General features: G+C 64.9%; 19 protein-coding genes. 13 read left to right on the top strand and 6 right to left on the bottom strand.

The window, feature by feature from the left end; translation table 11 throughout:
- Positions 1–67: 67 nt before the first annotated feature.
- The 7 genes from ACUXH0_RS01170 to ACUXH0_RS01140 all read left to right on the top strand — a co-directional run bounded on the left by ACUXH0_RS01170 (position 68) and on the right by ACUXH0_RS01140 (position 9,558).
- On the top strand, positions 68–310 hold the full coding sequence (locus ACUXH0_RS01170) for a hypothetical protein (RefSeq protein WP_009240075.1): 243 nt from the start codon (positions 68–70) through the stop codon (positions 308–310).
- Positions 311–888: 578 nt separating this feature from the next.
- Positions 889–1,902, top strand: a complete 1,014-nt coding sequence (locus ACUXH0_RS01165) for a LuxR C-terminal-related transcriptional regulator (protein ID WP_024542352.1) — start codon at positions 889–891, stop codon at positions 1,900–1,902.
- 73 nt (positions 1,903–1,975) lie between these two features.
- The gene (gene pgaA / locus ACUXH0_RS01160) at positions 1,976–4,441 is read left to right on the top strand and encodes a poly-beta-1,6 N-acetyl-D-glucosamine export porin PgaA (RefSeq protein WP_024542353.1); all 2,466 of its coding nucleotides are present in this window, start codon (positions 1,976–1,978) and stop codon (positions 4,439–4,441) included.
- A 5-nt stretch (positions 4,442–4,446) separates the two neighbouring features.
- Entirely contained in the window at positions 4,447–6,654 is a 2,208-nt protein-coding gene (pgaB, locus tag ACUXH0_RS01155; RefSeq protein WP_404944686.1) for a poly-beta-1,6-N-acetyl-D-glucosamine N-deacetylase PgaB, read from the top strand.
- A 1-nt stretch (position 6,655) separates the two neighbouring features.
- A complete protein-coding gene (gene pgaC / locus ACUXH0_RS01150; RefSeq protein WP_004631327.1) occupies positions 6,656–7,939 on the top strand; it encodes a poly-beta-1,6-N-acetyl-D-glucosamine synthase in 1,284 nt (427 codons plus the stop codon).
- A complete protein-coding gene (locus tag ACUXH0_RS01145; RefSeq protein WP_182593593.1) occupies positions 7,936–8,946 on the top strand; it encodes a poly-beta-1,6-N-acetyl-D-glucosamine biosynthesis protein PgaD in 1,011 nt (336 codons plus the stop codon). The genes pgaC and ACUXH0_RS01145 overlap by 4 nt, the downstream gene beginning before the upstream one ends.
- A 381-nt stretch (positions 8,947–9,327) precedes the next feature.
- The gene (locus tag ACUXH0_RS01140) at positions 9,328–9,558 is read left to right on the top strand and encodes a hypothetical protein (protein WP_182593594.1); all 231 of its coding nucleotides are present in this window, start codon (positions 9,328–9,330) and stop codon (positions 9,556–9,558) included.
- 169 nt (positions 9,559–9,727) lie between these two features.
- On the opposite strand, the gene ACUXH0_RS01135 is transcribed toward ACUXH0_RS01140, so the two are convergent.
- Together ACUXH0_RS01135 and ACUXH0_RS01130 are read right to left on the bottom strand one after the other, a co-directional pair.
- Positions 9,728–10,045 (bottom strand): hypothetical protein, encoded by a 318-nt coding sequence (locus ACUXH0_RS01135; RefSeq protein WP_170816398.1) that lies wholly within the window; start codon positions 10,043–10,045, stop codon positions 9,728–9,730.
- Between the two features lie 13 nt (positions 10,046–10,058).
- The gene (locus ACUXH0_RS01130) at positions 10,059–10,982 is read right to left on the bottom strand and encodes a LysR family transcriptional regulator (protein ID WP_004631331.1); all 924 of its coding nucleotides are present in this window, start codon (positions 10,980–10,982) and stop codon (positions 10,059–10,061) included.
- 126 nt (positions 10,983–11,108) lie between these two features.
- On the opposite strand from ACUXH0_RS01130, the gene ACUXH0_RS01125 reads away from it, so the two are divergent.
- The 4 genes from ACUXH0_RS01125 to ACUXH0_RS01110 all read left to right on the top strand — a co-directional run bounded on the left by ACUXH0_RS01125 (position 11,109) and on the right by ACUXH0_RS01110 (position 16,547).
- Positions 11,109–12,197, top strand: coding sequence for a tartrate dehydrogenase (locus tag ACUXH0_RS01125; RefSeq protein WP_004631332.1), 1,089 nt, complete (start codon positions 11,109–11,111; stop codon positions 12,195–12,197).
- A 246-nt stretch (positions 12,198–12,443) separates the two neighbouring features.
- Positions 12,444–13,730: a glycerate kinase type-2 family protein gene (locus tag ACUXH0_RS01120; RefSeq protein ID WP_024542358.1), complete on the top strand. Its 1,287-nt coding sequence runs from the start codon at positions 12,444–12,446 to the stop codon at positions 13,728–13,730.
- A complete protein-coding gene (gene pyk, locus ACUXH0_RS01115) occupies positions 13,727–15,145 on the top strand; it encodes a pyruvate kinase (protein ID WP_024542359.1) in 1,419 nt (472 codons plus the stop codon). The genes ACUXH0_RS01120 and pyk overlap by 4 nt, the downstream gene beginning before the upstream one ends.
- Positions 15,146–15,245: 100 nt before the next feature.
- Positions 15,246–16,547 (top strand): MFS transporter, encoded by a 1,302-nt coding sequence (locus ACUXH0_RS01110; protein ID WP_024974317.1) that lies wholly within the window; start codon positions 15,246–15,248, stop codon positions 16,545–16,547.
- Positions 16,548–16,692: 145 nt separating this feature from the next.
- Here the strand turns inward: ACUXH0_RS01110 and ACUXH0_RS01105 are convergent, their stop codons facing one another.
- From ACUXH0_RS01105 to ACUXH0_RS01095, 3 genes are read right to left on the bottom strand one after another with little or no spacing between them, the layout of a single operon-like run.
- Entirely contained in the window at positions 16,693–16,887 is a 195-nt protein-coding gene (locus ACUXH0_RS01105; RefSeq protein ID WP_024542155.1) for a hypothetical protein, read from the bottom strand.
- Positions 16,888–16,920: 33 nt separating this feature from the next.
- Complete coding sequence (locus ACUXH0_RS01100) at positions 16,921–17,304, bottom strand: hypothetical protein (protein WP_024542154.1); 384 nt, start codon at positions 17,302–17,304, stop codon at positions 16,921–16,923.
- A 58-nt stretch (positions 17,305–17,362) separates the two neighbouring features.
- Positions 17,363–17,728 carry a hypothetical protein gene (locus ACUXH0_RS01095; protein ID WP_182593595.1) on the bottom strand — a complete coding sequence of 122 codons (366 nt, stop codon included), beginning with the start codon at positions 17,726–17,728 and terminating at the stop codon, positions 17,363–17,365.
- Between ACUXH0_RS01095 and ACUXH0_RS01090 the strand changes: the two genes are divergently transcribed.
- The gene (locus ACUXH0_RS01090) at positions 17,727–18,302 is read left to right on the top strand and encodes a hypothetical protein (RefSeq protein WP_024542152.1); all 576 of its coding nucleotides are present in this window, start codon (positions 17,727–17,729) and stop codon (positions 18,300–18,302) included. The genes ACUXH0_RS01095 and ACUXH0_RS01090 overlap by 2 nt on opposite strands.
- Positions 18,229–19,566 carry a phosphatidylserine decarboxylase family protein gene (locus tag ACUXH0_RS01085; RefSeq protein WP_080693858.1) on the top strand — a complete coding sequence of 446 codons (1,338 nt, stop codon included), beginning with the start codon at positions 18,229–18,231 and terminating at the stop codon, positions 19,564–19,566. Before ACUXH0_RS01090 ends, ACUXH0_RS01085 begins: the two co-directional genes overlap by 74 nt.
- 9 nt (positions 19,567–19,575) lie before the next feature.
- On the opposite strand, the gene ACUXH0_RS01080 is transcribed toward ACUXH0_RS01085, so the two are convergent.
- Complete coding sequence (locus ACUXH0_RS01080) at positions 19,576–24,510, bottom strand: NAD-glutamate dehydrogenase (RefSeq protein WP_024542150.1); 4,935 nt, start codon at positions 24,508–24,510, stop codon at positions 19,576–19,578.
- Between the last annotated feature and the right edge of the window lie 155 nt (positions 24,511–24,665).

Below are 24,665 nucleotides of genomic sequence, written 5' to 3'. Positions count from 1 at the left end.
TTTCTGTTTCGCTTCGATCGGTTGTGTTCAACAATGCAGCATGGCCATCACTTCTCGTCCCTGCCGCATGCCCCGTTCGACGCCCGACCCCGCGCCGCGCCATCGCGACGATCCGCCCGCCAAGCGCACATGGTGGGTGCCGGTGCTGCGCATGTCGGTGGCCGCGGGCGTGGTGGCGGCGATTCCGCACACTTCGATCCAACTGCCGTTCGCCGACGGGGCCTGGATGCTGCATACGGCTGCTGGCCTCATCTTCGTGGTGGGCGCCATCGACAGCCTCTTCCTCTTTGCCATGCGCCATAAGCCCTGAAGAGGCGCATCGGTCATCTATCCGCCTGCGGTCCCGCCAATGATGTGGCGAATGCGGCGCTCACTCGGTAAGTTTTAAAACAGGTTGTAAAAACGTTCAGTGGACAACCGGCGGGATGATCCGGCCTGTCGTCACACGCCTCCGATTCGTAACCAAATCGTTACAGAAATGGAGTGGATTTGCGGCGTCGCACCAATCGCTGCTGCTGGCCGCCAATCCTTTGCCACAGTGGGTTTCCACCGCCCTCTGCACGACGTCATTTGTGCTCCAAGTGTAAGCAGATGTTGCGCTGCACGTAGGTGGCCCGATGCTTGCTCTATGTCCTGCGGTCACTCTGTATGTGCAAGGCAGTTCCGCCACATGCAGACAGGTTTTTCCAATAAGCGAATCCGGAACCGGATTGGTCCCCACGGTCCCCACGGCATTCGCACTTCGCTTCTCCAGAGCCGGCACATCGCCGGCGGCAGGGCGCTTCTTTTGGACGGTCCCGGGGTTTCGACGGTCATATGCGTGCTCGCTCGCAGCTGCAGGCGTGTGCGCGCTTGACCGGAATCGCTTCACAAGAAAACGAGGAAACCATGAAAGCAGTCCTGCTGGAGAATCATCCGTTGCTACGAGCCGGACTTGCGCAGTTGCTCGCGCATCCCACCCTCGGCCTGGAGGTCATCGCCCCGGCATTGCCCGCTGGCGTCCCTGGCGAACTGCATGCTTGCGATGAACGCGCCGACCTGCTCGTCATCGGTTTGGACGAGGCCGATGGCCCGACTGACGCCGGCCAACTCGCTGCCCAATTGCGCGAGGCCATCGACAGCAGCGAGGCCAGCCGGGTGGTGCTGCTCGCGGCCAGCCTGTCTGCCGACGAGGCGCACGTTGCCATGACGTGCGGTGTGGACGCTTACTGCGCCAAATCGCAACCGCAGGAAGTCTTGCTGGCCATGCTGCGGCTCGTGCTGGCCGGCGGCCAGTCGTATCCGGCGCTGATGCCACGTGCGGCCAGCGCGGCCTTGCCGATGCTCTCGATGGAGGCGTCCGAAGCGGCGCAGCGGCTGAATGTTTCGCTGCGACAGTACGAAGTGCTCGTGTTGCTGTCGCGCGGCCACTCCGTCAAGGGTGTCGGTCGCCTGCTGGGCATTTCGGAAGCCACCGTCAAGACGCACGCGTGCACGCTGTATCGACGCCTGAACGTGCGCAACAAGAGCGAGGCCGTGTACGCCGCCATGCGCCTGGGGATTCCGCTGGAACTGCAGGGCGGGGCTGCCGCCACCATCGGCGCTGCATCTGCACAGACATCGGTCCAGGTGTCTGGCGATGCACAAGACGCAGACCTGTTCGTGCAAACCGCTGCACGCACACCGACTCCGCTCCAGGCCAGCGCACCGGCCCGAGACGCGGTGATGGCGTCTTCCTCCCCCCAGATGGGGGCGCCCGAGCGGACGAATGCATCGGTGAACGCATCGGTCACTGAACTGGGCGCCGAATCCCGCTGGGCCGCCATGACGCGGGCCTTTGGCGGCGTGACCGGCGGTGTAGCTCCTGCCAAGCCGATGCGCGCCCCGGTGCGCACCGCCAACGGTACGGCCCGCCTCGGCTGACGCAGCCCAGGCACCTCTTCATGCAATGCGGATGACGTGCGCCTGCACGGGCCGCCCACTGGACATGACAACAATGACACCCCACGAGCCACTCTCCTGGAGCCTGCCAGCCGAGCGCACCCGCGCGGCTGTGGCATGGCATCCCCGCCGCTGCGCAATTGCTGCCGCCACCGTTGTGGTGGTCGGTACGGTGCCCATGATCGCGCACGCCGCGACCGACGCTGCTTCCAGCGCGGCCACGCGTCGCCTGATCGACACGCAGTTGGCCGACGCGGCGGGCAAGGGCCCGGCCACCTCTGCATCTACCACCGTCATCGTCGGCGGTGACGATCTGCCGGTGTCTCCGGCCAGCACGCTGCTGGTTGCACAACAGGCGGTGCCGCCCGCAGAGTCGTCCGTCACGACATCGCCCGCGGCAACCACGCAGGCCCCCGCATCGTCGATGCCTGCTGGCCAGGCAGCCCCCCCGGCGCCTCCGTCTGCACCGCCGTCGCCTACGGTGATCCTGCCGCCGGGCGCTCCGACACCGGAACCGGCGGCACGGGCGCCGGCCATGCCGTCGGGCCCGAGCGCTCAGGGTCCGGGTGCCCTGGAACCGCTACAGGTGTCGCCGGAAGCCGCCAATGCCGCCGCCACACATGCCGCCGGCAATGCCCCCGACAACGCGCCTGTCGGCCCGATGCCGACCGACCGCCAGGCCTTTCACGATGAGGTCATGCGGGAGTCGCGCGAGGGCGCAGCCACGCTGGCGCAAGAGCATCTGCGCGAGCACCCGGACTGGTTCAAGGAGAGCGAATCGTGGCACGTCGACCATGCGGCCGCCGCACAGCGCATCCGCTGGGGGCGCCAGCAGTTGAAGGTCATCAACGGGCCGGAACGCTTCGTCATCATCGATCAGGCCGTGGCCGAGATCGAGGTGCTGCTCAAGAAGGTGCCCGATACGCCAGAGAACGCAGAGTTCCGCCAGGAGATTGTGGCCGATGAAGTGGTGGCTCTGGCCTCGCGCGGGCGCATGAAAGACGCCGTCAAGCGCTACCAGTCCATGTCGCAGGCGGGCAAGGTGCCAGCGTACACGCGTGTGGCCGCAGGTGATGCGTATGCGTATCTCGATACGCCCGACAAGGCTGCCGATGCCTACGCCCGTGCGCTCAAGGATGCGAGCCCCGGCGAAATCGAAACCGGTGACGTTCAGGAAGGCCTGTTCTACGCCATGCTGGATACGGGCCGCTTTGAAGACGCCCGCGCGCTGCTCGACAAGATGAAGGCGGACAACCCGGAATACGTGCGCCTGGCGCCGGAAGCCGGCACGCCCAACCCCGATTACTCGCGCATCAAGCGGCTGGAAGCGCAGTACCTGATCCTGACGGGCCGCACGCACCAGGGCATTGCCGAGCTGGACAAGTGGCGCCACGAAGCGCCGTTCGCCGCCTCGCTCGTCAGCGCTCGTGCCGACGGCGCGATGGTGCAGACCGAGCCGTACCGCTCGCGCGACATGTACAAGACGGCGCTTGCCGAGCACCCGGATGACCTGAGCGTGGTGGCTGGCTATGGCCGCGCGTCGCTGGCGGTGGACGACCTGAAGACGGCCAAGGATGTCGCCAACGGACTGGACGAGCGCTTTCCGGAGAACGGCTCCGTGCACGCGCTGCGCAAGGATCTGGACGTCTATCAGAGCCCACAGCTCATCATCGAATCCACGGCGGACAAGGGCAATTCAGTGTTCGCCAACAACGAATTCGGCATCAGCACCAAGGCTTACAGCGGCCCGTTTGCCGATCACTACCGCCTGTTCTTCCACAATTTTGCCGGCCGTGCGCAGTTTGACGGCGCATCGCAAAGCCGCGTGCGCAACGGCGCTGGCCTGCAGTGGTTCGACACCGGCGTCGAAGTGAATGGCGAGGTGCACCAGTCGGTGGGTGCGGCGGGCAAGACCGGCGGCACGCTTGATGCCGCGTGGATCCCGAGCGATCACTGGAAGGTGTCGGGCATGGTCACCAACGATGACCTGGAGGTGCCCTACAAGGCGTACCAGGTGGGCGTGACCGGCAAGACCCTCAGCGGGAACGTGCGCTACACCTGGGATGAAACGCGCTACGCGTCGTTGACGTACGGCGTGTCGCGTTACACCGACAACAACCTTCGCAAGCGCTGGGCGGCGAACTTCTACCAGCAGGTGTTCACCTCGCCGCGCCACACCGTCGGCGTGCTGCTGGGGGCCGATACCAGCACCAACACCATGACCGGCCTGAACTACTTCACGCCGTCGCGCGACTACAGCGGAACGGCCACCGCCATCTGGTCGTGGACGCCCTGGCGCTATGCCGACAAGTCGTTCACGCAGCGCCTGTACCTGACTGGCGGCGTGTACAACCAGCAGTCGTTCGGCAACAGCCCGATGGTCGAAGCGCGGCTGGAACATGTCTGGCAGATCAATCGCAAGACGCAGGTTTCCTACGGCATCGGCTTTGGCCGCCATCGTTACGACGGCCAGCCCGAGAACCGCAAGTTCCTGTACCTGAACCTCAACATTCCGCTGTGATGCCCATGCAAGCTCTCCGACAACCGTCATTGCGACGATTCATCGCCTGGATGGCCCTGGCCGTGGTGCTGGCACTCGTGGCCGCCGTTCGCCCTGCTGCCGCCGTCCAGGTCGACTTTCTGCCCAAGCCCGATCCGGACGACGGCAAGACCTTCCGCGTGCTGTGCTTTCACGACATCCGCGACAACCTGCGCGCCAGCTTCGAGACGCTGCCCGACGGGTTTGCCGTCGATACCAAGATGCTGACGAACATGTTCAGCTGGATCCAGGCCAACGGGTACCACCCGGTCACGCTCGCGCAGATCGATGCGGCGCGCCGTGGCGGCAAGCCGCTGCCCAAGCGCCCGATCCTGCTGACGTTCGATGACGGCTATGAAAGCCACTACACGAAGGTCTTCCCGCTGCTCAAGCAGTTCCGGTTCCCCGCAGTGTTCGGTCTGGTGACGGAGTGGACCAACGCCCCACCCGGCGCGAAGATCAAGCTGTCGGACAAGCAGATCGTGCCGCGGGACTTCTTCATGAACTGGAACCAGATCCGCGAGATGCAGGCCTCGGGCCTGGCCGAGTTCGCCACCCACACGCAGGACATGCACCACGGCGCGCTGGGTAACCCGCAGGGCAACGAGATGCCGGCGGCCAGCACGCACGAATACCTGCGCAACCTGGGTCGGTACGAAACCGATGATGAGTACCGCAAGCGCGTGCGCGACGACCTGCAGCGCAGCGTTGACATCATCCAGAAGAACGTGGGCACCAAGGTGCAGACCGTGGTGTGGCCGTATGGCGCGCACAACCTGATGCTTGACCAGGAGGCCGCCAACGTGGGCCTGAAGTACATGCTCACGCTGGAGCCGGGCCCAAACACGCCCGACGTGCCGCTGACCGCCATCCGCCGAAGCCTGATGGGCTACGACACCAACACCGGCGATCTTGAGCGTTCGCTGCGCGAGCCCGTGACCCACCACGGCGAGATCAACCCTGTGCAGCGGGTGGTGCAGGTCGACATGGATTACATCTATGACCCGGACCCGAAGCAGCAGGAAGCCAACCTCGGCAAGCTGATCGACCGCATCAAGGACCTCGCGCCGCGCGTGGTCTACCTGCAGGCCTTCGCCGATCCGAAGGGCAACGGCGCCGTGGACGCGGTGTACTTCCCGAACCGGCACATGCCGGTGCGTGCGGACCTGTTCTCGCGCGTGTCGTGGCAGCTGAAGACGCGGGCCAAGGTGGAGGTGTACGCCTGGCTGCCGATGCTGTCGTACAAGCTGCCGGCCAACAACCCGGCCGCCACGCACCTCGTGCAGTCGTTGCCGGGTGCGCCGCAGAAGCCGGGCACGGTCAAGCCGCCACGGCTGTCACCGTTCGATCCGCAGGCGCGCCAGATGATCCGCGACATCTATGAGGATCTGGCCAAGAACTCGATCATCGACGGTGTGCTGTTCCACGACGATGGCGTGCTCGATGACTACGAAGATGCCAGCCCCGCTGCGCTCAAGGCCTACGAGGCCATGGGCCTGCCCGGTGACATCAACCAGATCCGCCAGTCGCCCGAGCTGATGCGCAAGTGGTCGCGGGCCAAGACCGCTGCGCTGATCTCGTTCTCGAAAGAGTTGATCGCGGTGGCGCAGGGCTATCAGAACGGCCGCGACATGCTGACTGCGCGCAACATCTTTTCGGGCCCGGTGCTCGATCCGAAGGCTGAAACGTGGACGGCGCAAAACTATGACGACTTCCTGGAAGCGTACGACTACGTGGCGCTCGAAGCCATGCCGTATATGGAAGAGGCCAAGGACCCGAAGGACTGGATGAAGAAGCTGACCGCCGCCGTGGCCAAGCACAAGGATGGCTTGAAGAAGACCATCTTCGAGCTGCAGGCGGTGGACTGGCGCAACCAGGACAAGCCGATCCCGACGACCGAACTGCGTGACCAGATGCGCGCGCTGCGTGCGGCCGGTGCGCTCAACTACGGCTACTACCCGGATGACTTCATTGCCGGTCGGCCCGATACCGAGGTGCTGCGCGATGTGATGTCGCTCAAGACGTATATCGAGACGCGCAAGCCGCCGGGCGGCAATGCGGCAAGCGTCGAGAAGCTCAACAGCAGCGCTGCGCCGCAGAGCCAGCCGCCAAAGGCCGGCGAGGCGGCTGCAGACAAGAAGCCCGCGACGACGGAAGCGGCCGCGCCGTCCCACACCAACAAGGCGGGAGGCTGAGATGGTGGACGCACTCGCCGCCAAGCGCTGGATCTCCGGCTTTGTCTTCTACTACCCGTTCTTCATGTCGTATTTCTGGATGATCGGCGGGCTGCTGCATTACTTCCTGCTCGAACGGGGCACGCAGAATGTGCGGCATCCGCTGGCGCTGCTGGGGGTTAAGAGCTACCCCAAGGTGTCGATCATCGTGCCTTGCTACAACGAGGAGGCGAACGTGCGCGAGGTGATCAGCCACCTCGTGCGCATGCGGTATCCGAACTACGACATCATCGCCGTGAACGACGGCAGTTCCGACCGCACTGGTGAACGCCTGAACGAACTCGCTGCGGAATACCCGCAGCTGGTGGTGATCCACCAGTCGTCAAACCAGGGCAAGGCGATCGGCCTCACCACCGCCGCGCAGGTGACCGACGCCGAGTACCTGATGTGCATTGATGGCGATTCGATCCTGGATGTGGATGCGATTGCCTGGATGATCCGCCACCTGATGGAGAACCCGACCATTGGTGCGGTGACCGGCAACCCGCGCATCCGCACGCGTTCCACCTTGCTCGGGCGCATGCAGGTGGGCGAATTCTCGTCGATCGTGGGGCTCATCAAGCGGACGCAGCAGATCTATGGGCGGCTGCTGACGGTGTCGGGCGTGGTCGTGATGTTCCGCAAGCACGCCATCGAGGATGTCGGCTACTGGAGCAACGACATGCTCACCGAAGACATCGACATCAGCTGGAAGCTGCAGGTGGGTGGCTGGATGATCCGTTACGAGCCGCGCGCGCTGTCGTGGATCCTGATGCCCGAGACCTTCCGCGGCCTGTACAAGCAGCGCCTGCGCTGGGCCAAGGGCGGTATCCAGGCGCTGATCAAGTACGCGCCGGCGATGGCGAGCCTGCGGCAGTCGATGATGTGGCCGATCTTCTTCGAGTACGCACTGTCGGTGGTGTGGGCGTACAACATGCTGATCGTTATCACGTGGTCGGTGCTCGGTTTCTTCATTACCCTGCCGCCCGAATGGCGTATGGAAGCGCTCCCGCGCTGGCACGGCACGCTGCTCTTCATCACCTGTGTGCTGCAGTTGCTGGTTGGTTGCTTTATCGATCGCCGCTACGACGACAACATCCTGCGCTATTTCATCGACACGGTCTGGTATCCGGTTGCGTTCTGGATCCTGAACCTTGTCACCACGGTGGTCGGCTTTCCGGCCGTCGCCTTCCAGCGTACGCGTGCCCGTGCCCGCTGGACCAGCCCTGACCGGGGCATCCAACAACAACAGGGGAATTCGCCATGACCATGCTCGTCATTGATGTTTCGCGAAACTCGATCCGACAGTCGTTTTCGGACAAGGGTGTCGTCGGTACCTTGCACCACGTGCTGTGGTTCCGCATCTTCCGGCCGGTGCTCGTGATCTCGATCTGGGGCCTGCTGGGCCTGTACGTGGGCTACTCCATCAGCAGCGTGGGCCCGAGCGGCCTGCCGTTCGAGCAACTGCGCATGTACGGCAACATCATCGCCGGCATGGGCGAGGTGCTCGTGGTGTGGATGGTGCTGTCGCGGCTGGACCGCGCCATTCGCCGCAAGATCGCCCGTGCGCCGGCAGCGCCGGCTGCCTCCGCCGGTGCTGCCGCTCGCGCGTCGCGTGGGGGGCTGCATGGGCAGCAGCAACCCGCCTGGCAGCGTCCGCGCAATACGCGCCTGCTGGTGGTCGACCACGACGATGACGGCGATATCACCCACGTGCGCTCGTGGCAGGAGTGGGCGGGCCGCCCCGCACCTGCCGGCACCGCCACACCGCCCACGCCGTTTACCCGCAGCCCGGAATACAACCCGGACGAGCCGGTGCTCGGCTCCCGCCCTGTCGGCGAGGCGATCGTTCTGAAGAACCTCGACCGCGAAGAGCCCTCGCTGGCACGCGTTGATGCGCCTGCACAGCAACCGCGCGACGTCGTGAAGGCTGTGGATGCGGTGACAGCCGATGCCGCGGGCTTCCACCGGTTTGGCTATCGCGGCCGCCTGGGCCGCAGCGATTGGGTCGAGCCGCAATCGCCCGACTCGCCGGCGCAGACGTACGCGATTCGGCCCGGCATGGCCCGCCATTACGGCAGCGTGACCGCCGTGGTGCATGGCCGTGCTGCAGTGCAGGCAGCGGACCGTGCCACGGAACGCCATCGCGCACTCCATGCATTTGGTGCGCATGCACAATTGGACGACCCCTACGCGCGACTCCAGCGCGTCGAACGCGTTGACCCGCTGCATGGCTTTGGCCGCCGCGCCAACGTCGTCGCCGACGACGTGTAAGGTCAACCCAGAGCGCAGTGCTCAGCGCCCCGGTGATGCGAGTCACCGGGGCGCATTCTTTTGTGCAATTGACTTAGCGCAAACGGAGGAGGGCGGACTTTTCTGCAATGCGCAATCGTTGCCGCCTGTGCGCTGTACGGCACGGCAAACGGTTGGCGGACCACCATCGACCAAGGGGTCGCAGATCTCCTCGCACGACGCACGGGATTTGCCCTCTTGAATGCGGCTGCGCACGTGCCTATGCTGGCTTCTCCTGCAAACCCAGCTGCTCTCTCCCGGTGTTCTCGGCGGCTCTTGCAGTGCTCATGGTGTCAGTGAAAACCACGCCCGCCCACCCGCACCGATTGCGTGCGACGGCCAACAGACAAGCTGGAGCCGACTGTGCTGAGTCCCCATGAATTTGCTGTCTTGCTTCTCGTCAACGATGGTGCCGAATCCGACGACCTCGACCGCGCCGACGTCGAAGCGCTCATCGAACGTCAGCTCGTGACGCTGGAGCGCCGTGGCCCGGATCATTGCTATGCCCGGGTGACTCTCCAGGGCTACGCGCTACTCAAGGCATCCGGACACGTTCGCACCAGCGGCCGCCGAACGGTCGGCGTGTCTCACTAGGCCATCCTCCTCATGGCAGTGCAGCCAGTCGCCGCCTGGGCGCAAAGTCCAGGCGTCAAGTGACGTGCCTGCGGTCGATACAAACAGAAACACACCGTCGGTGGCCCGGGCGCAGCTTATGCGCGCGCCTGCGCGCCACGGGGCCGGCTTCTTGCTGAATTGCAGAGGCCTATCCTGAAATTTCGACGCACCAGCCGTCGGGGGTAGGCACGCATGACAACTCAAGAGGAGCCACCCCATGAAAACCAAACACACCTTGCTCGCTGCGTTGTTTGCAGTCGCCGGTACTGCTGCCCTTGCGCAGCCCATGCCGCCAACACATCCGGAAGACCATGGTCATGAACGTGCCGAACGCATGGAGCGCCGCGAGGCGCACCGTGAACTCCGTGCCGAGCATCGCAACATCCGGCGTGACCGCGAAGCCCTGAAGCTCCGTGAGAACGAGGCACGCGAGCGTGCGCACGACGTCCACGAAGATATGGAACATCGGTGATCGAGCGTCATCCCATACGGGTCTTTTCGAACCTGCCCATCAGAAAATCCACGAACAGCCGGATGCGAGATGAAAGCTGATGGCGTTGGTGGTACACCGCATAGACGTCCGCCTCGGGCGTTGCGTATTGCGGCAACACCTGCACGAGCCGGCCGCTCTTGAGATAGCGCTCGATATCCCATTCGGCGCGCATGACAATGCCGTGCCCCTCCAGCGCCCAGTTCACCGCGATCTCGCCGTCATTGGTGGTGAGATTGCCGCGCACGTGCACGGTTTCGGTCCGGCGCTTGGCACCTTTGCCGGATGCCAGCCTCCACACACCATAGGCATCGCTGCCCTGGCGGATACCGATGCAGTTATGGCGCGCCAGCTCGGCCGGCGTTGTGGGCGTTCCGCGCTCGCGCAGGTAGGCGGGCGACGCGCAGAGCAGGCGCCGGTTGGATGCCACCTTGCGCGCGACGATGCGTGCATCGGGTGGCTCGCCAAAGCGCACACACACATCAAACAGGTCCTCATTCAGTGGGGGCGGGTCGGCAGAGAGTTGCAGTTGCACGTCCACGTCTGGATACGCCTTTACATACTCCGAGATGGCCGGCGCGATGTGCATGCGCCCGAAGCCGAGCGTGGCGTTGACGCGGAGCAGGCCGCTGGGGCGGCCCTTGGCCTGTGTGAGCAGTTGGTCCAGGTCGTCGATCTCGCCCAGGATGCGACGCGCACGTTCCAGGAGGACCTCGCCTTCCGGGGTGAGGCTCATGCGCCGGGTCGTGCGCGTCACGAGGGGCATGCCGATGCGCGCTTCCATCTGCGCCAGGCGCTTGCTGACTGCGGGCGTGGTGATGCCCAGATTACGCGCCGCCGCGCTCAGGCTGCCGGCGGTCGCCAGCGCTACGAAAAAGCCGAGTTCTGCAGGTTGGACGCCAGGAGCCGACACCGTTTTACCTTTAACTCATAGTTAAGAATGGATTAACTTTAGAGCCGATCAGCAACCGTGTCCACGCCTGAGAATCGCTGCACACCCCACGGCGACGCACCGCCGGTTCCATTCAGGAGACACCCCATGAAGACATACCGTATTGCAACCATCCCAGGCGACGGCATTGGGAAGGAGGTCGTGCCGGCCGGTCGGGAAGTCATGGAAGCGCTGGCTGCCGCGGGCGCCGGCTTCGGCTTCGAGTTCGAGAACTTCGAGTGGGGCGGTGACTATTACCGCCAGCATGGCGCGATGATGCCGGAGGACGGCCTGGACGCCCTGCGCGACAAGGACGCCATCCTGTTCGGCTCGGCCGGTGACGCGCAGATTCCCGACCACATCACGCTGTGGGGGCTGCGCCTGAAGATCTGCCAGGGTTTCGATCAGTACGCCAACGTGCGCCCGACACGGATCCTGCCCGGCATCGACGCGCCGCTAAAGCGCTGCGGCCCGAAGGATCTCGACTGGGTGATCGTTCGTGAAAACTCCGAAGGCGAATACGCCGGCGTGGGCGGTCGTGTGCACCAGGGCCACCCGATCGAGGCTGCCACCGACGTGTCGATGATGACCCGAGCCGGTGTCGAACGGATCATGCGCTTCGCCTTCAAGCTGGCGCAGTCGCGTCCGCGCAAGCTCCTGACTGTCATCACCAAGTCCAACGCCCAGCGCCATGCCATGGTGATGTGGGACGAAATCGCCGTGCAGATTGCCAAGGAATTCCCAGACGTGAAGTGGGACAAGGAACTCGTGGACGCCGCCACCGCGCGCATGGTCAACCGCCCGGCCACGCTCGACACCATCGTTGCAACCAACCTGCACGCCGACATCCTGAGTGATCTGGCCGCCGCGCTGGCCGGCAGCCTGGGTATCGCGCCCACCGGAAACATCGATCCGGAGCGCCGGTACCCGTCCATGTTCGAGCCGATCCACGGTTCGGCCTTCGACATCATGGGCAAGGGGCTGGCCAATCCAGTCGGCACCTTCTGGTCGGTCGTGATGCTGCTTGAACACCTCGGCGAGACCGAGGCCGCGCGTCAGGTCATGGCTGCCATTGAAGCGGTGACCGGCAACCCGGCACTGCACACCGGCGATTTGGGGGGCAAGGCGACCACTGCGCAGGTGACCCAGGCCGTCTGCCAATACCTCGCTACGAACCGAACAGCCAAAGCCGCATGACAGCGGGGCGGGCCAGGAGGCTCGCCCATGAGACCGTCCCCGCACGAAAAGCACGTAATCACTGAAGCAGACGAAAAAGAGCTGCAGGCGTGTGTCAACTACAAGGCAGATAGGAGACAGCAATGACTCGACGCGTGTTCGGCGAGCCTTGTGCCTGCTCGGTGGTAAAGCGCACCCGGCAAGCTCGGCATCCCGCAGTGCCATCTCTGCGCCAGCGCGCTGCTGGCTAACCCGATGAGACATGACATGCGCGACGACACCGCCCGCAAGCTGCTGCGCGATATGTTTGACGCTGCTATCGCCGCCGCGCAGCCGGCACTGACGTTGCCCACGTATCTGCCGGAACGCCCGAAAGGCCGCACGATCGTGATTGGAGCGGGGAAGGCGTCGGCCGCGATGGCGCACGTTTTCGAACAGGCGTGGGGCACATCGGTGAACGGGCTTGTCGTGACGCGTTACGGATATGCCGTCCCGTGCAAACAGATTCGCATTGTCGAAGCGGCACATCCCGTGCCGGACGCCGCTGGCCTTCTGGCCGCCCGCGAGATGCTCGACCTGGTGTCGGGGCTCACGGAGGATGACCTGGTGGTCTGCCTGATCTCGGGCGGCGGCTCATCACTCCTGCCGCTACCCCTGCCGGGTATTTCGCTTGCCGACAAGCAGGCCGTGAACCGTGCGCTGCTGGCCTCCGGCGCGACCATCACCGAAATGAACTGCGTGCGGCGCCATCTTTCTGCCATCAAGGGCGGACGCCTGGCTGCGGCCTGTTATCCGGCGCGCGTCTGCAATCTGCTGCTGTCCGACGTGCCAGGCGATGATCCGGTCGATATCGCGTCCGGGCCTACCGTTCCCGATACGTCCACGCTGACCGATGCGCTCGACATCATCCGCCGTTACGACATTGCGATCCCTCCGCCGGTGCGCAATGTCCTCACCTCTAAAGACGCGGAGACCATCAAGCCGGGCGACACACGCCTGCCGCGCATCGAAACCCGGTTGATCGCTACACCACGCATGGCGTTACAGGCTGCCGCGCGTGTGGCCCGCGAAGCCGGCTTCGCCGCATACGTTCTGGGTGACGCCATCGAAGGTGAAGCGCGCGACGTCGGCAAGGTGTTAGGCAGCATGGCACTGGAGGTGGCGCGCCACGCTGAACCGTTCCCGGTCCCGTGCGTGTTGCTCTCGGGCGGCGAGACAACGGTCACCGTTCGCGGCAAGGGCAGGGGCGGGCGCAATGTTGAATTCCTCTTGTCACTCGCGCTCGCATTGCGCGGGCAGCCTGGGGTTCACGCGATTGCGGGCGATACCGATGGCGTCGATGGGTTGGAGGAGATCGCCGGCGCCATCGTCACACCGGACACATTGCAGCGCGCCTGGCAGCTCGGCCTCCGTGCGCAGGACGCGCTGGCTTGCAACGATGGACACGGCTTCTTCGAGGCGCTGGGCGACGCGGTTGTGACCGGCCCCACGATGACCAACGTGAACGACTTCCGCGCGATCCTGATCGCGCCTGATCTGGAGCAACTCCCATGAGACGCCTGCGCAACGCGAAGATCGTCGCCACCCTGGGCCCGGCGAGTACCACCCCGGAGGTTATTGACGCCCTGTTCGAGGCGGGGGCCGATGTCTTCCGGCTGAACTTCAGCCATGGCACACACGACGACCACCGGCGGCGCCTGGATACGATCCGCGTGATCGAGCGCGAGCGCGGCCGGCCCATCGGTGTCCTGCTGGACCTGCAGGGTCCGAAGCTGCGCATCGGTACCTTCGAGAATGGTCCCGTCAAACTGACTTCCGGCGATGCATTCCGACTCGATCTCGACCGCGATGCACCCGGCTCGCACCAGCGTGTCGGCATGCCGCACCCGGAGATCTTCGCCGCTCTGCACAAGGGCACGGAGCTGCTACTCGACGACGGCAAGATCCGGTTGCGCGTAGACACCTGCGGCGCTGATTTTGCAGACACCACCGTTGTCAACGGCGGCACGTTGTCGGATCGCAAAGGTGTGAACGTGCCGGGCGTCGTGCTGCCTCTGTCGGCGTTGACCGAGAAGGACCGCCGCGACCTCGATTTCGGTCTGACACTCGGCATCGACTGGATTGCGCTGTCGTTCGTCCAGCGGCCCGAAGACATCCGGGAGCTCAAGGCGATCGTCCAAGGGCGCGCCAGCATCGTCGCCAAGCTCGAGAAGCCTGCCGCCATTCAAAGCCTGGAAGCGATCATTGACGAAGCGGATGCCGTGATGGTGGCCCGCGGTGACCTTGGCGTGGAGATGCCTGCCGAGCAGGTGCCTTCCATCCAGAAGCAGATCGTGCGTGTTTGCCGCAAGGCGGGCAAACCGGTGATCGTTGCCACGCAGATGCTCGAGTCGATGATCACGGCTCCGGTGCCCACGCGCGCCGAGGCATCCGACGTTGCTACCGCTGTCTACGATGGCGCTGATGCGGTCATGTTGTCGGCGGAATCGGCATCCGGCCGCTATCCGATTGAAGCCGTGACGATGATGGACAGCATCATCCGACGGACCGAATCCGATCCGCTCTATCACGACGCCATCCAGGCCTACCATACGCCTCCGCGCGCAGACGCCGCTGATGCCATCGGCTATGCGGTGCGGCATGTGGCGGGGCTGCTCAAGGTGCCCGCCACCGTCGCCTACACCAGCTCCGGATACTCCGCGCTGCGCATGGCGCGGGAGCGCCCCGAAGTGCCGATCCTCGGCATGACGCCACGCATGGCCACTGCGCGCCGGCTGGCGCTTGCCTGGGGCGTGCATGCGGTGTTGTGCCACGAAGTGGTCGACGTGCTGGAGATGACAGAGCTGGCCAGCCGGACCGTCCTCGACGAGCACTTCGGCGAGCGTGGCCAGTCCATCGTGATCTCTGCGGGGCTGCCCTTCACGGTCGCCGGCACGACCAACCTACTGCGCATCGCGCAGGTTCAGTGATGAAGCATGCAGGAACGTGACCAGCGAAGTGCGATGAGAACTCGATAAAGAAAGAGCCCGCACCGAGCTTGGGATTGTATGGAGCACCAAGGAGACAAAAATGGAACTAGATATCGAAAAGCGTACGCTGCGCAAGATCAGTTGGCGCATCGTGCCGTTCATCATGCTGCTGTACTTCATCGCCTACATCGACCGGGTGAACATCGGCTTTGCAGCCCTGACGATGAAGGCGGACCTCGGCTTTACGGCGTCGATTCTTGGCTTTGGAGCGGGCATTTTCTTCTGGGGCTATTTCCTGTTTGAAGTGCCCTCCAACATCGTGCTGCACAAGATCGGGGCGCGCATTTGGATTGCCCGCGTCATGGTCACGTGGGGGATCATCTCGGCAGCGATGGCCTTTGTCCAGGGGGCAACCAGCTTCTACATCATCCGGTTCCTGCTTGGCGCCGCAGAGGCTGGATTCTTCCCCGGCATCATCCTGTATCTCAGCTATTGGTTTCCGGCGCGTCACCGGGCAGGGGTCACCGCATTCTTCATGGCTGCCGCGCCACTGTCCACCGCACTGGGCTCGCCGATATCTGCCGCATTGCTGGAAATGCAAGGTGTGATGGGGCTGGCCGGCTGGCAGTGGATGTTCATTCTCGAAGCCATTCCGGCATTCATTCTCGGCGTGGTGGTGTTCTTCTACATGACGGATCGCCCGGAACAGGCGTCCTGGCTGAAAGAAGACGAACGCGCCTGGCTGGTCAAAGTCATGCACGAGGAATCCAGCAGCAACACAGCGAGCGCCAATCACAGCATTCTCCGTGGCCTGGCTGATCTGCGGGTGATCGCGTTGGCGCTGATCTATTTCGGCACCTCCGCCGGCCTCTACACGCTCGGCATCTGGGCGCCCCAGATCATCAAGCAGTTGGGCATGTCGTCCATGAGGGTTGGTCTGCTGAACGCCATTCCGCCAATTGTCTCGGTGGTCGCGATGGTCTTCTGGTCTCGCCATTCCGATCGGAGTGGGGAACGTACGTGGCACGTCGTGATTGCGTGCGTGGCTGCCGCCGTGGGTCTGGTGGTGGCCGGCAGTGCCAGCGGTGTGATTGGCCTCATTGCGGCACTCACGCTTGTGAACGTCGGGATTAGCTGCGCCAAGCCGCCGCTCTGGAGCATGCCCACGATGTTCCTGTCCGGGGCGGCCGCCGCCACTGGCATCGCCACCATCAACTCAATCGGCAACCTTGGCGGTTTCTTTGGCCCCGCGATGATCGGCTGGATCAAAGACCGAACCGGTAGCTTCGCAGGCGGACTCTATTTCGTCGCCGGCCTGCTCATGCTCTCGGCTGTGCTCACGCTGGTGATGTCATGCACGCAGAAGTCGAAGGCGGCTGCAGCGCAGGCCGTGGCTCACTAAACCGGCCTTCACCTCAGCTCTTTCCCACACGCCAATTGGAAGCGCCCCCGTGCTTGAACGCATCAACAAGCAGCTCAGCTTCATCAAGTAACGCAGTATCCCGAGTCTGTCGCGCATCGCGCGCACACGCCGAGGAGGTTGGTGCTCACCCTCCGCCAATCCCCTGAATGATCTTGCCGCTGCCCTCGCAAGACGGGCACGGGCTGCCGTCGTCGCGTTGGCCCGTCCCGTTGCACTCCGGGCAGATCGCTTCGCCGCTGCCGGGCGCTCCGGGCGCCGCTTCGTCGCCGGGTGCGGCGGGCGCGGGCGGCGTGCCAGGGATGGGATTTTCATTGTTCATGAAGTGCTCCTGCGTGGCGCGGTACGTGTCGCTTCAAGGCTGCGTTGCAGGCGTGTTCGCCGGGCTGGCCGGCGGCCGCTCCCGCCCCTGTGGGCTGCCGCCGGTTGATCTGTCCTTGACCACGTTGCCATTCCTGTCTTGATGCGAAGTGGAACCCGTGCGCGGTACGTATTCGCCGGAAGGATTGGCGCGGTCGTTGCGGGTGTGGTTGCGTGTGGCATCACGCCCCGTGAGACTGTCGGTACGGCTCGTGGTGCCAGTCGCGGTGGTGCTGTCTGCGCGGGCTGCGCGTGCGTTGTCGCTGCTGCCGGATTGGCCGCCCGTTGCTTGTGCGAATACCGCGCCGCCGCCCAGTGACATGAACATTGCGGCCGCCGCGCACAATGCACGTGCCGGATAGGTGGTGCGATGCATCATCGTCCTCTCGTGAAGTGTCAGTGTCGGTGCCACCGACGCAACTCGCGGGCCCGTGCGGCTACTTGCCGGCGGCCAGCCGCCGCGCATCTTTGAGGGCAGTCACGATGTCGAGATAGGCGCGCGCGGCCGGGTCCGGGGCGCGAAGTGCGTAGGAAGGATGCCAAGTTGCCAACACCGTACGCCCTTCATGTCGCACCGGCCTGTTGAAGTGGTCTTGCAGGCGTGCGCGTGCATCGCCAAGCGACGCCGGCTGGTGCGGGTCGGTCTCATCGGACTCGGGGAGGTGGGCGGCGGCGCTTTCATCGGCGGGAATCCTGCGGGAGGAATTCTCAGCAACGTCAATGCCACCGCCGCTGCTGGAACGCGGGTTGCGTGGGGTCTCGGCCTGCACATGTGTATCGCAATCTCCGTGGAGCCGGCCCATGCGCGAGCCATTTGAGTCGTACCTGATGTACTTCCTGATCCCGTTATGGGTGGCGGCCGGGGTGGCCGACTGGTGCTGCCACCGGGCCACGCGCATTGAAAGAACCTCCGGCGCCAAGGAATCGATGCTGCACCTGCTGATGCTCGCCGAGATGGGCGTGCCTGTGCTGGCGGCCTTGTTCCTGCGGATCAATGCCCTGGTGCTGGTGGCAATGACCGTTGCCTATGTCGTGCATCAGGCCACTGCAATGTGGGACGTCAGCTATGCCGTGGCGCATCGCACCGTGAAGCCGTTCGAGCAGCACGTGCACAGCTTTCTGGAGATGATCCCGCTCATGGCCCTGTCCGTTGTCGTGCTGTTGCATTGGGATGAGGTGCTCGGCTTGTTCGGTATGGGGTCTGTATCGCCCGATTTTTCGCTGCGCTGGAAAGATCCGCCCCTGCCGTGGGGCTACGTGGCGGCCGTCGTGTCGGTTTTCGTGGTGCTTGAGTTGTTGCCGTATGCGGAAGAGCTGGTGCGTTGCCTGCGGCAACGGCGCGCTCGGCCTCTGCTTGCGGGGCAGCGGCGGGTTTAAGGAGGCCTCTTCTTTGAAAGCAGTATCGAATGTTCTGTTGGACCGGCGCCGCCGGCTCGGCCACTGGTTGCCCGAAGGCGAGGCGCAGCTGGCGGCGTTTCGCACCGAGCTTGTCGCACAAGCACTGTCACGTCCGTCAAAGACACCCTCGGTGGCTGCCGTGCGCGTACTCGCCAGCCTGATCGATGGCGAGCCCGCATTGCGCATGCACCTTGCTCGGGCCATCGACGAAGCGACGGACCTCGGATACGAACTTGGCTACAAGGACAGCTCAGAATTGCTGCTTGCCATCGACCACATCGTCACGTGCGCGCCGCGCTTCAGCCAAAAAGCCCTGGTGATCTGTCCGCTCAACGCGTTGCTCGACTGGCCGATGTGCATGCCTTCCGGTTATGCGCTGTTCCGTGATCGACGCTTCAACGATGCGCTCAAGGCGGTGCTCAATGGCTGGAGCGCTTTCCTCGGCGGCCCGCATTCGCGTGCGTACCTGAACACGCACGAGCCGGACGGCTGGTTCAGCCCCGAAGCGACACGGCGTATCGGCATGGAGCAGTTTCTGTGTGATCCGTCGCTGCCGTATTGGGGCTTCACCTCGTGGAACGACTTCTTCACGCGCCGCTTTCGTGCCGGCGTGCGGCCGGTCGCGGGCGAGGACGACAACAAGCTGATCGTCAGCGCCTGCGAGGCAGCGCCCTACAACATCAGCCACGACACACGCTATGAAGATGCGTTCTGGATCAAGGCGCAACCGTACTCATTGCGCGACATCTTCGGGCCGGACAAGGCGCAGTTGGCGGAACGCTACGCCGGCGGCAGCGTGTATCAGGCGTTCCTGAGCGCCTACAACTACCACCGCTGGCACGCGCCCGTCGCCGGTACCATCGTTGATACCTATCATGTGGACGGCACGTACTACTCGTGCGTGGAATCCGAGGGCGCCGACCCGGAAGGGCTGAACGATTCGCAAGGCTACAGCGCGGCCATGGCCGCCCGCGCCATCATCACCATCGCCTGCGACGACCCGGACATGGGCACCGTGGGTTGCGTGTTCATCGGCATGGCCGAGGTGTCGTCGTGCATGGTCGACGTGACGCCGGGCCAGCATGTACGCAAGGGCGAGGAGCTTGGCTTCTTCCAGTACGGCGGCTCGACGTACTGCCTGTTCTTCGAGCCCGGCGTGGTGGATGCCTTCGTTGTGCAGCCGCCGTTTTCGCACGACACGCCGCCGGTGCGCGTCAATGCGGCACTGGCACGCGCCCGATAGCGGACTGCATCAGGCATCGACCTCGGCCAGTGCCCGGAGCCCCACCGACAGCATCGCCAGGTCAGGCGAGCCGGTAGCCACCTGGTCGGCGATGACGCGGTTATAGCGCGCCAGCGCTTCCTGCCGTGTTGCCCGCCAGGTCTCGATGAGGGCGTCGGCGCTTGCGCCGGGCGCCGCATCTTGCAACACCGACTGCGTAAGCCGCCGTCGCAGTTGCCCCAGTTCTTCGAGCAGCGTTGCACGCGCCAGCATCTGCCAATGCGTTTGCGTCGGCAGGCCGAGGATGCCGCCTTGCAGCCATCCGTAACCCAGCGGCTGGTCGAGGGCAAAGTACACGCGGGCGGCGAGCCGTGCATCGCAGCCGCGGGTGGTTGCAACTTCGGCAATGTCGAGCAACGACACGCGCGCCGGCACACCGGTCGCCACACGCGCCAGCGTTTCCGGCACACCGGCTTCGCTGAACACCTGCTGCTGTTGCGCGGCGGCCTGCGCGGATTCCTCCGTTTGCAGCGCGCTGATTTCGGGAGCGAGCGCATCCACCGCAGCCCGGAACCGTTCCACCGCGGTCGGCACGTCCGACACGCGCCGCCGCAGGAACCACAGGGTGGCGCGCTCGTGCAGTTGCGCGAGTGAGGTGAACAGGGCGGTTTGCGTCTCGTGCGGCACCTGCGCATCGAGGGCATCGACTTCTTCCCAGAGCCCGTCGAGCCGGTAGACAGCGCGCGCAACAAGGCTTGCCCACACCACTGCAAGCGGTTCCGCGCCGGTTTCTTCGGCCATCCGGTGCACGAACGTCACGCCGGCTCGGTTGACGAGCGCGTTCGCATGCATCGTCGCCAGGATCTCGCGCCGCAGCGTGTGCCGGGGGATCGACGTGGCGCAGCGCGTGTGCAGGGGCCGTGGAAAGTACGCCGGCAAACCATCGGCCACGAACGGTTGATCGGGCAGATCGCTGCCTAGCAGCACGTCGTACAGCCACATCTTGCTGTAGGCCATCAGCACCGCGCGTTCGGGCGTGGTCAAACCACCGCCGCTGGCCCGGCGGGCGTCGATCTCTTCATCGGCGGGCAGGAATTCGATCGCACGGTTCAGGCGACCGCTGCGTTCCAGATGCCGCATCAGCCGTGCTTCCGGGTCGAGCCACAGCGCCGTGCGCGTACGCGCCAGTGACAGCGCTTGCGTCTGGAAGTAGTTGTCGCGCAGCACCAGTTCGCCCACCTCGTCGGTCATCTCGGCCAGCAGCGTGTTGCGTTGCTTGAGCGTCATCTCGCCGTCGGCCACGACCAGGCCCAGCAGGATCTTGATGTTGACTTCGTGATCGGAGCAGTCCACCCCGGCCGAGTTGTCGATGGCATCGGTGTTGATGCGCCCGCCATGCTGCGCGTACTCGATGCGGCCGAGTTGCGTGCAGCCCAGGTTGCCGCCCTCGGCCACGACCTTGCAGCGCAGCTCGGCGCCGTTCACACGCAGGCCATCGTTGGCGCGGTCGCCCACCTGGGCATGCGTTTCGGTGCTGGCCTTGATGTACGTGCCGATGCCGCCGTTGTAGAGCAGATCGGCGGGCGCCTTGAGGATGGCGTGCAGCAGGTCGTTCGGTGCCATCTCGGTCGCCGTTACGTCCAGCATGGCGCGCACTTCTGGGGTGAGCGCAATCGACTTGACCGTGCGCGGGAAGATGCCGCCGCCGGGGCTGATCAGCGCCCGCTCGTAATCGGCCCAGCTTGAACGCGGCAGGTTGAACAGGCGCTCGCGCTCTGCAAAGCTCGTGGCGGCATCGGGCGACGGGTCGAGAAAGATGTGGCGATGGTCGAACGCCGCGAGCAGGCGGATATGGCGCGAGAGCAGCATGCCGTTGCCGAACACATCGCCCGACATGTCGCCCACGCCCACGACGGTGAAGTCCTGCGTCTGCGTATCGACGCCCATCTCGCTGAAGTGGCGCTTGACCGATTCCCATGCGCCACGCGCGGTGATGGCCATTTTCTTGTGGTCGTAGCCCACCGAGCCGCCGGAGGCGAACGCATCGCCCAGCCAGAAGCCGTATTCGGCCGAGATGGCGTTGGCGTAGTCGGAGAAGGTGGCCGTGCCCTTGTCGGCGGCAACGACCAGGTAGGGGTCGTCTTCGTCATAGCGCACGACATCGCGCGGCGGCACGACGCGGCCGTCGACGTAGTTGTCGGTCAGGTCGAGCAGCCCGCGCAGGAAGGTCTGGTAGCACGCCACGCCCTCGGCCAGATACGCATCGCGGTCGGCGGCCGGCGGCGGTTGCTTGACGACAAAGCCGCCCTTGGAACCCACCGGCACAATCACCGTGTTCTTGACCATCTGGGCCTTGACCAGGCCCAGCACCTCGGTGCGGAAATCCTCGCGCCGGTCAGACCAGCGCAAGCCGCCGCGCGCGACCTTGCCGCCGCGCAGGTGCACGCCTTCCACGCGCGGTGAATACACCCAGATTTCGAACATCGGCTTGGGCTCGGGCAGGCCGGGCACGCGCGCCGGGTCGAATTTGAACGAGAGATACGGCTTGGGCTGCCCCTGTCCCTGGCCGTGTGCCGTGTCCGGCGGGCTCTGGAAGTAGTTCGTGCGCAGCGTGGCTTCCAGCACGCCCAGGAACTGCCGCAGGATGCGGTCTTCATCCAGGTTGGGTACGTCTTCGAGCGCCTCGTCGATCTGCTTGCGCAGCGTTTCGCTCGCACGCGAGCGCTCGGCCTCGGCAAGCGTGGGGTCGAAGCGCACCAGGAACAGCCGCACCAGCGCCCGCGCAATCGAAGGATTGCCGTTCAGCGCGCTTTCCATATACGCGTTGCTGAAGGTCGAACCGATCTGGCGGATGTAGCGCGCATACGCGCGCAGGATGCGCACCTCGCGCCAGGTCAGACCAGCCTGCAGCACGAGGCGGTTGAGATCGTCGTTCTCCAGCTCGCCGCTCCAGATGCGCGCGAATGCGTCTTCAAAGCGTGCACGGGCTTCGTCCAGATCGACTTCGCTGCCGTCGATGGTCTCCATGCCGAAGTCGTGCATCCAGATGGGGGCGGCGTCGGCGGGTTCGATGCAGTAGGGCCGCTCTTCGTTGACGCGCACGCCCAGGTGTTCAAGCATCGGCAGGCTGTGCGACAGCGAAGTCGGCTGGCCGGCGCGGTAGATCTTGAAACGCAGTGCACCGGGCGGCGCTTCGAGCGGCCGGTAGAGCTGCATGGTCAGCAGGTTATCCGCCGCATTGGCGGCGAGCAGCGGCTCCATCAGTTCGATGTCGCGCACGGCCAGGCGTGCGGCATAGTCCTCGCGGAAACCGGCGGGAAACGCGCTGGCATAGCGGCGCAACAGGCGGTTGCCCCGCTCTTCACCGCCGCGTTCGAGCAGCGCGTCGGCCAGGTCGTCCTGCCAGCGCCGGGCGGCCTGCACGATGCGGTCTTCCAACTCGGCCACGTCCACCTCGGGCACGTTGCCCGGCTGGGTGCGCACGGTGATATGGATGCGCGCCAGCATCGACTCCGACAGCTGCGGCGTGAACTCCACGGCGGTGCCGCGATACGCCGCCTGCAGCAGGCCCTGGATGCGCACGCGCAGGTCGGTGTTGAACTTCTCGCGCGGCACAAACACGAGGCACGACACGAAGCGGTCAAACGGATCGCGCCGCACGAAAAGGCGCGTGCGCTGGCGCTCCTGCAACCGCAGGATGCCCAGTGCGATGTCGTGCAGCGCTTCGGCGTCTATCTGAAACAGTTCGTCGCGGGGGTATTGCTCCAGGATCGTGACCAGTGTCTTGGCCAGATGTCCGTCGGGAAGGAAGCCCGTGCGTCGGATGACGTCGGCCACCTTGCGGCGCACCAGCGGAATGTCCTCGGCCGGGACCATGTAGACGTTCGACGTGTACATGCCCAGGAAACGCCGCTGCCCACAGACACGCCCCTGCGCGTCGAACAGCTTGATGCCGATGTAGTCGAGATACCCGGGCCGGTGCACGGTCGCCCGCGAATTGGCCTTGGTGAGGAAGATGGGCTCGGGCGCGTCGATGAATTTTGCGGCCCCCGGTGCCAGGCGCGTCGTGTCCGGCGTGGAGGTGTCGCGCAGCGCTTCACGCAGCACGCCCAGGCCTGTGCCGGGTATGCCGCGCAGGTAATGGCCATCGTCTTGCGTAATCAGTTCGTAGTCACGGTAGCCAAGGAAGGTGAAGTGCCGCTCGAGCATCCAACTGAGGAAGGCCTGTGTTTCGGCAATCTCGGCGCGTTCCACGTCGCCGGTCGAGGGCTGTGCGGCACGTGCGGCCAGCGCGTCGATGGCGGTCTGGGCGGCAGCCTGCATGGGATTCCAGTCTTCCACCGCGGCGCGCACGTCGCCCAGCACACGCATCAGGCCGTCGTGCAAAGCCTGCAGGCGGTCCGCCTCGGAGAACCGGTCGACCTCGATGTGGATGGCCGACTCGAAGCGAGCAACGCCGTGAGCTTCTTTGTCCGCATCGGCGGGCGTGTCGGGCATGTCGCCCGCGAGTGCCGCCGGGCGCTGTACGCCGCCGCCGGCCTCGACCGCCACGCGCATGCCTGCGCCATCGCGCTGTACGCGGTAGACCGGGTGGAAGGCGGAATGCAGCGCCAGCCCCTGCCGGTTGATCTCCATTGTCACGGAGTCGAACAGGAACGGCATGTCGTCGTTGACGATTTCAACGACCGTGTGGCTGCAGTACCAGCCGTGCTGTTCGAGGCTCGGGTTGTAGACGCGTACGCGCGGTTGCCCCGACACGAATTTCTGACCCAGCTGCCAGTGCGCCATCGCTGCGCCGTAGAGGTCGGCCACGCTGCGCGAGATCACGTCTTCGGGGTCTGCCAGACCGTAGTAGTGCCGCAGGAACGGCTCGAACAGGTCGGCAATATCGGGCGCACGTTCGCGCGCCAGGGCCACGGCATCCGCCATGTGCTGGCGGACCTTGTCTTCGTGCTGGGCAGACATGAGGCGGCTCCCGAAGAAGGGCTGCCTCATGCTACGCCGCGTGCCCATGGCTGGCAATCAGCGTCGGCGGCGCTCCACTTTGTTGATGCGGCTGTGTGCAGTGCAGCGAGAAAACGGGTGGTTCACTCGCTACTTGTAGCGGGCATCAGCGATGC

The organism is Ralstonia sp. 110700041-2 (assembly GCF_056280165.1).
The sequence above is the reverse complement of the archived record's forward strand: the minus strand, read 5'-3'. Positions and strand labels throughout refer to the sequence as shown.

Coding starts and splice junctions, on each gene's coding strand:
- ACUXH0_RS01170 (WP_009240075.1), top strand. CDS start 68: ATGCCCCGTTCGACGCCCGACCCCGCGCCGCGCCATCGCGACGATCCG.
- ACUXH0_RS01165 (WP_024542352.1), top strand. CDS start 889: ATGAAAGCAGTCCTGCTGGAGAATCATCCGTTGCTACGAGCCGGACTT.
- pgaA (WP_024542353.1), top strand. CDS start 1,976: ATGACACCCCACGAGCCACTCTCCTGGAGCCTGCCAGCCGAGCGCACC.
- pgaB (WP_404944686.1), top strand. CDS start 4,447: ATGCAAGCTCTCCGACAACCGTCATTGCGACGATTCATCGCCTGGATG.
- pgaC (WP_004631327.1), top strand. CDS start 6,656: ATGGTGGACGCACTCGCCGCCAAGCGCTGGATCTCCGGCTTTGTCTTC.
- ACUXH0_RS01145 (WP_182593593.1), top strand. CDS start 7,936: ATGACCATGCTCGTCATTGATGTTTCGCGAAACTCGATCCGACAGTCG.
- ACUXH0_RS01135 (WP_170816398.1), bottom strand. CDS start 10,045: ATGTTCCATATCTTCGTGGACGTCGTGCGCACGCTCGCGTGCCTCGTT.
- ACUXH0_RS01125 (WP_004631332.1), top strand. CDS start 11,109: ATGAAGACATACCGTATTGCAACCATCCCAGGCGACGGCATTGGGAAG.
- ACUXH0_RS01120 (WP_024542358.1), top strand. CDS start 12,444: ATGCGCGACGACACCGCCCGCAAGCTGCTGCGCGATATGTTTGACGCT.
- pyk (WP_024542359.1), top strand. CDS start 13,727: ATGAGACGCCTGCGCAACGCGAAGATCGTCGCCACCCTGGGCCCGGCG.
- ACUXH0_RS01110 (WP_024974317.1), top strand. CDS start 15,246: ATGGAACTAGATATCGAAAAGCGTACGCTGCGCAAGATCAGTTGGCGC.
- ACUXH0_RS01105 (WP_024542155.1), bottom strand. CDS start 16,887: ATGAACAATGAAAATCCCATCCCTGGCACGCCGCCCGCGCCCGCCGCA.
- ACUXH0_RS01100 (WP_024542154.1), bottom strand. CDS start 17,304: ATGATGCATCGCACCACCTATCCGGCACGTGCATTGTGCGCGGCGGCC.
- ACUXH0_RS01090 (WP_024542152.1), top strand. CDS start 17,727: ATGCGCGAGCCATTTGAGTCGTACCTGATGTACTTCCTGATCCCGTTA.
- ACUXH0_RS01095 (WP_182593595.1), bottom strand. CDS start 17,728: ATGGGCCGGCTCCACGGAGATTGCGATACACATGTGCAGGCCGAGACC.
- ACUXH0_RS01085 (WP_080693858.1), top strand. CDS start 18,229: ATGCGGAAGAGCTGGTGCGTTGCCTGCGGCAACGGCGCGCTCGGCCTC.
- ACUXH0_RS01080 (WP_024542150.1), bottom strand. CDS start 24,510: ATGTCTGCCCAGCACGAAGACAAGGTCCGCCAGCACATGGCGGATGCC.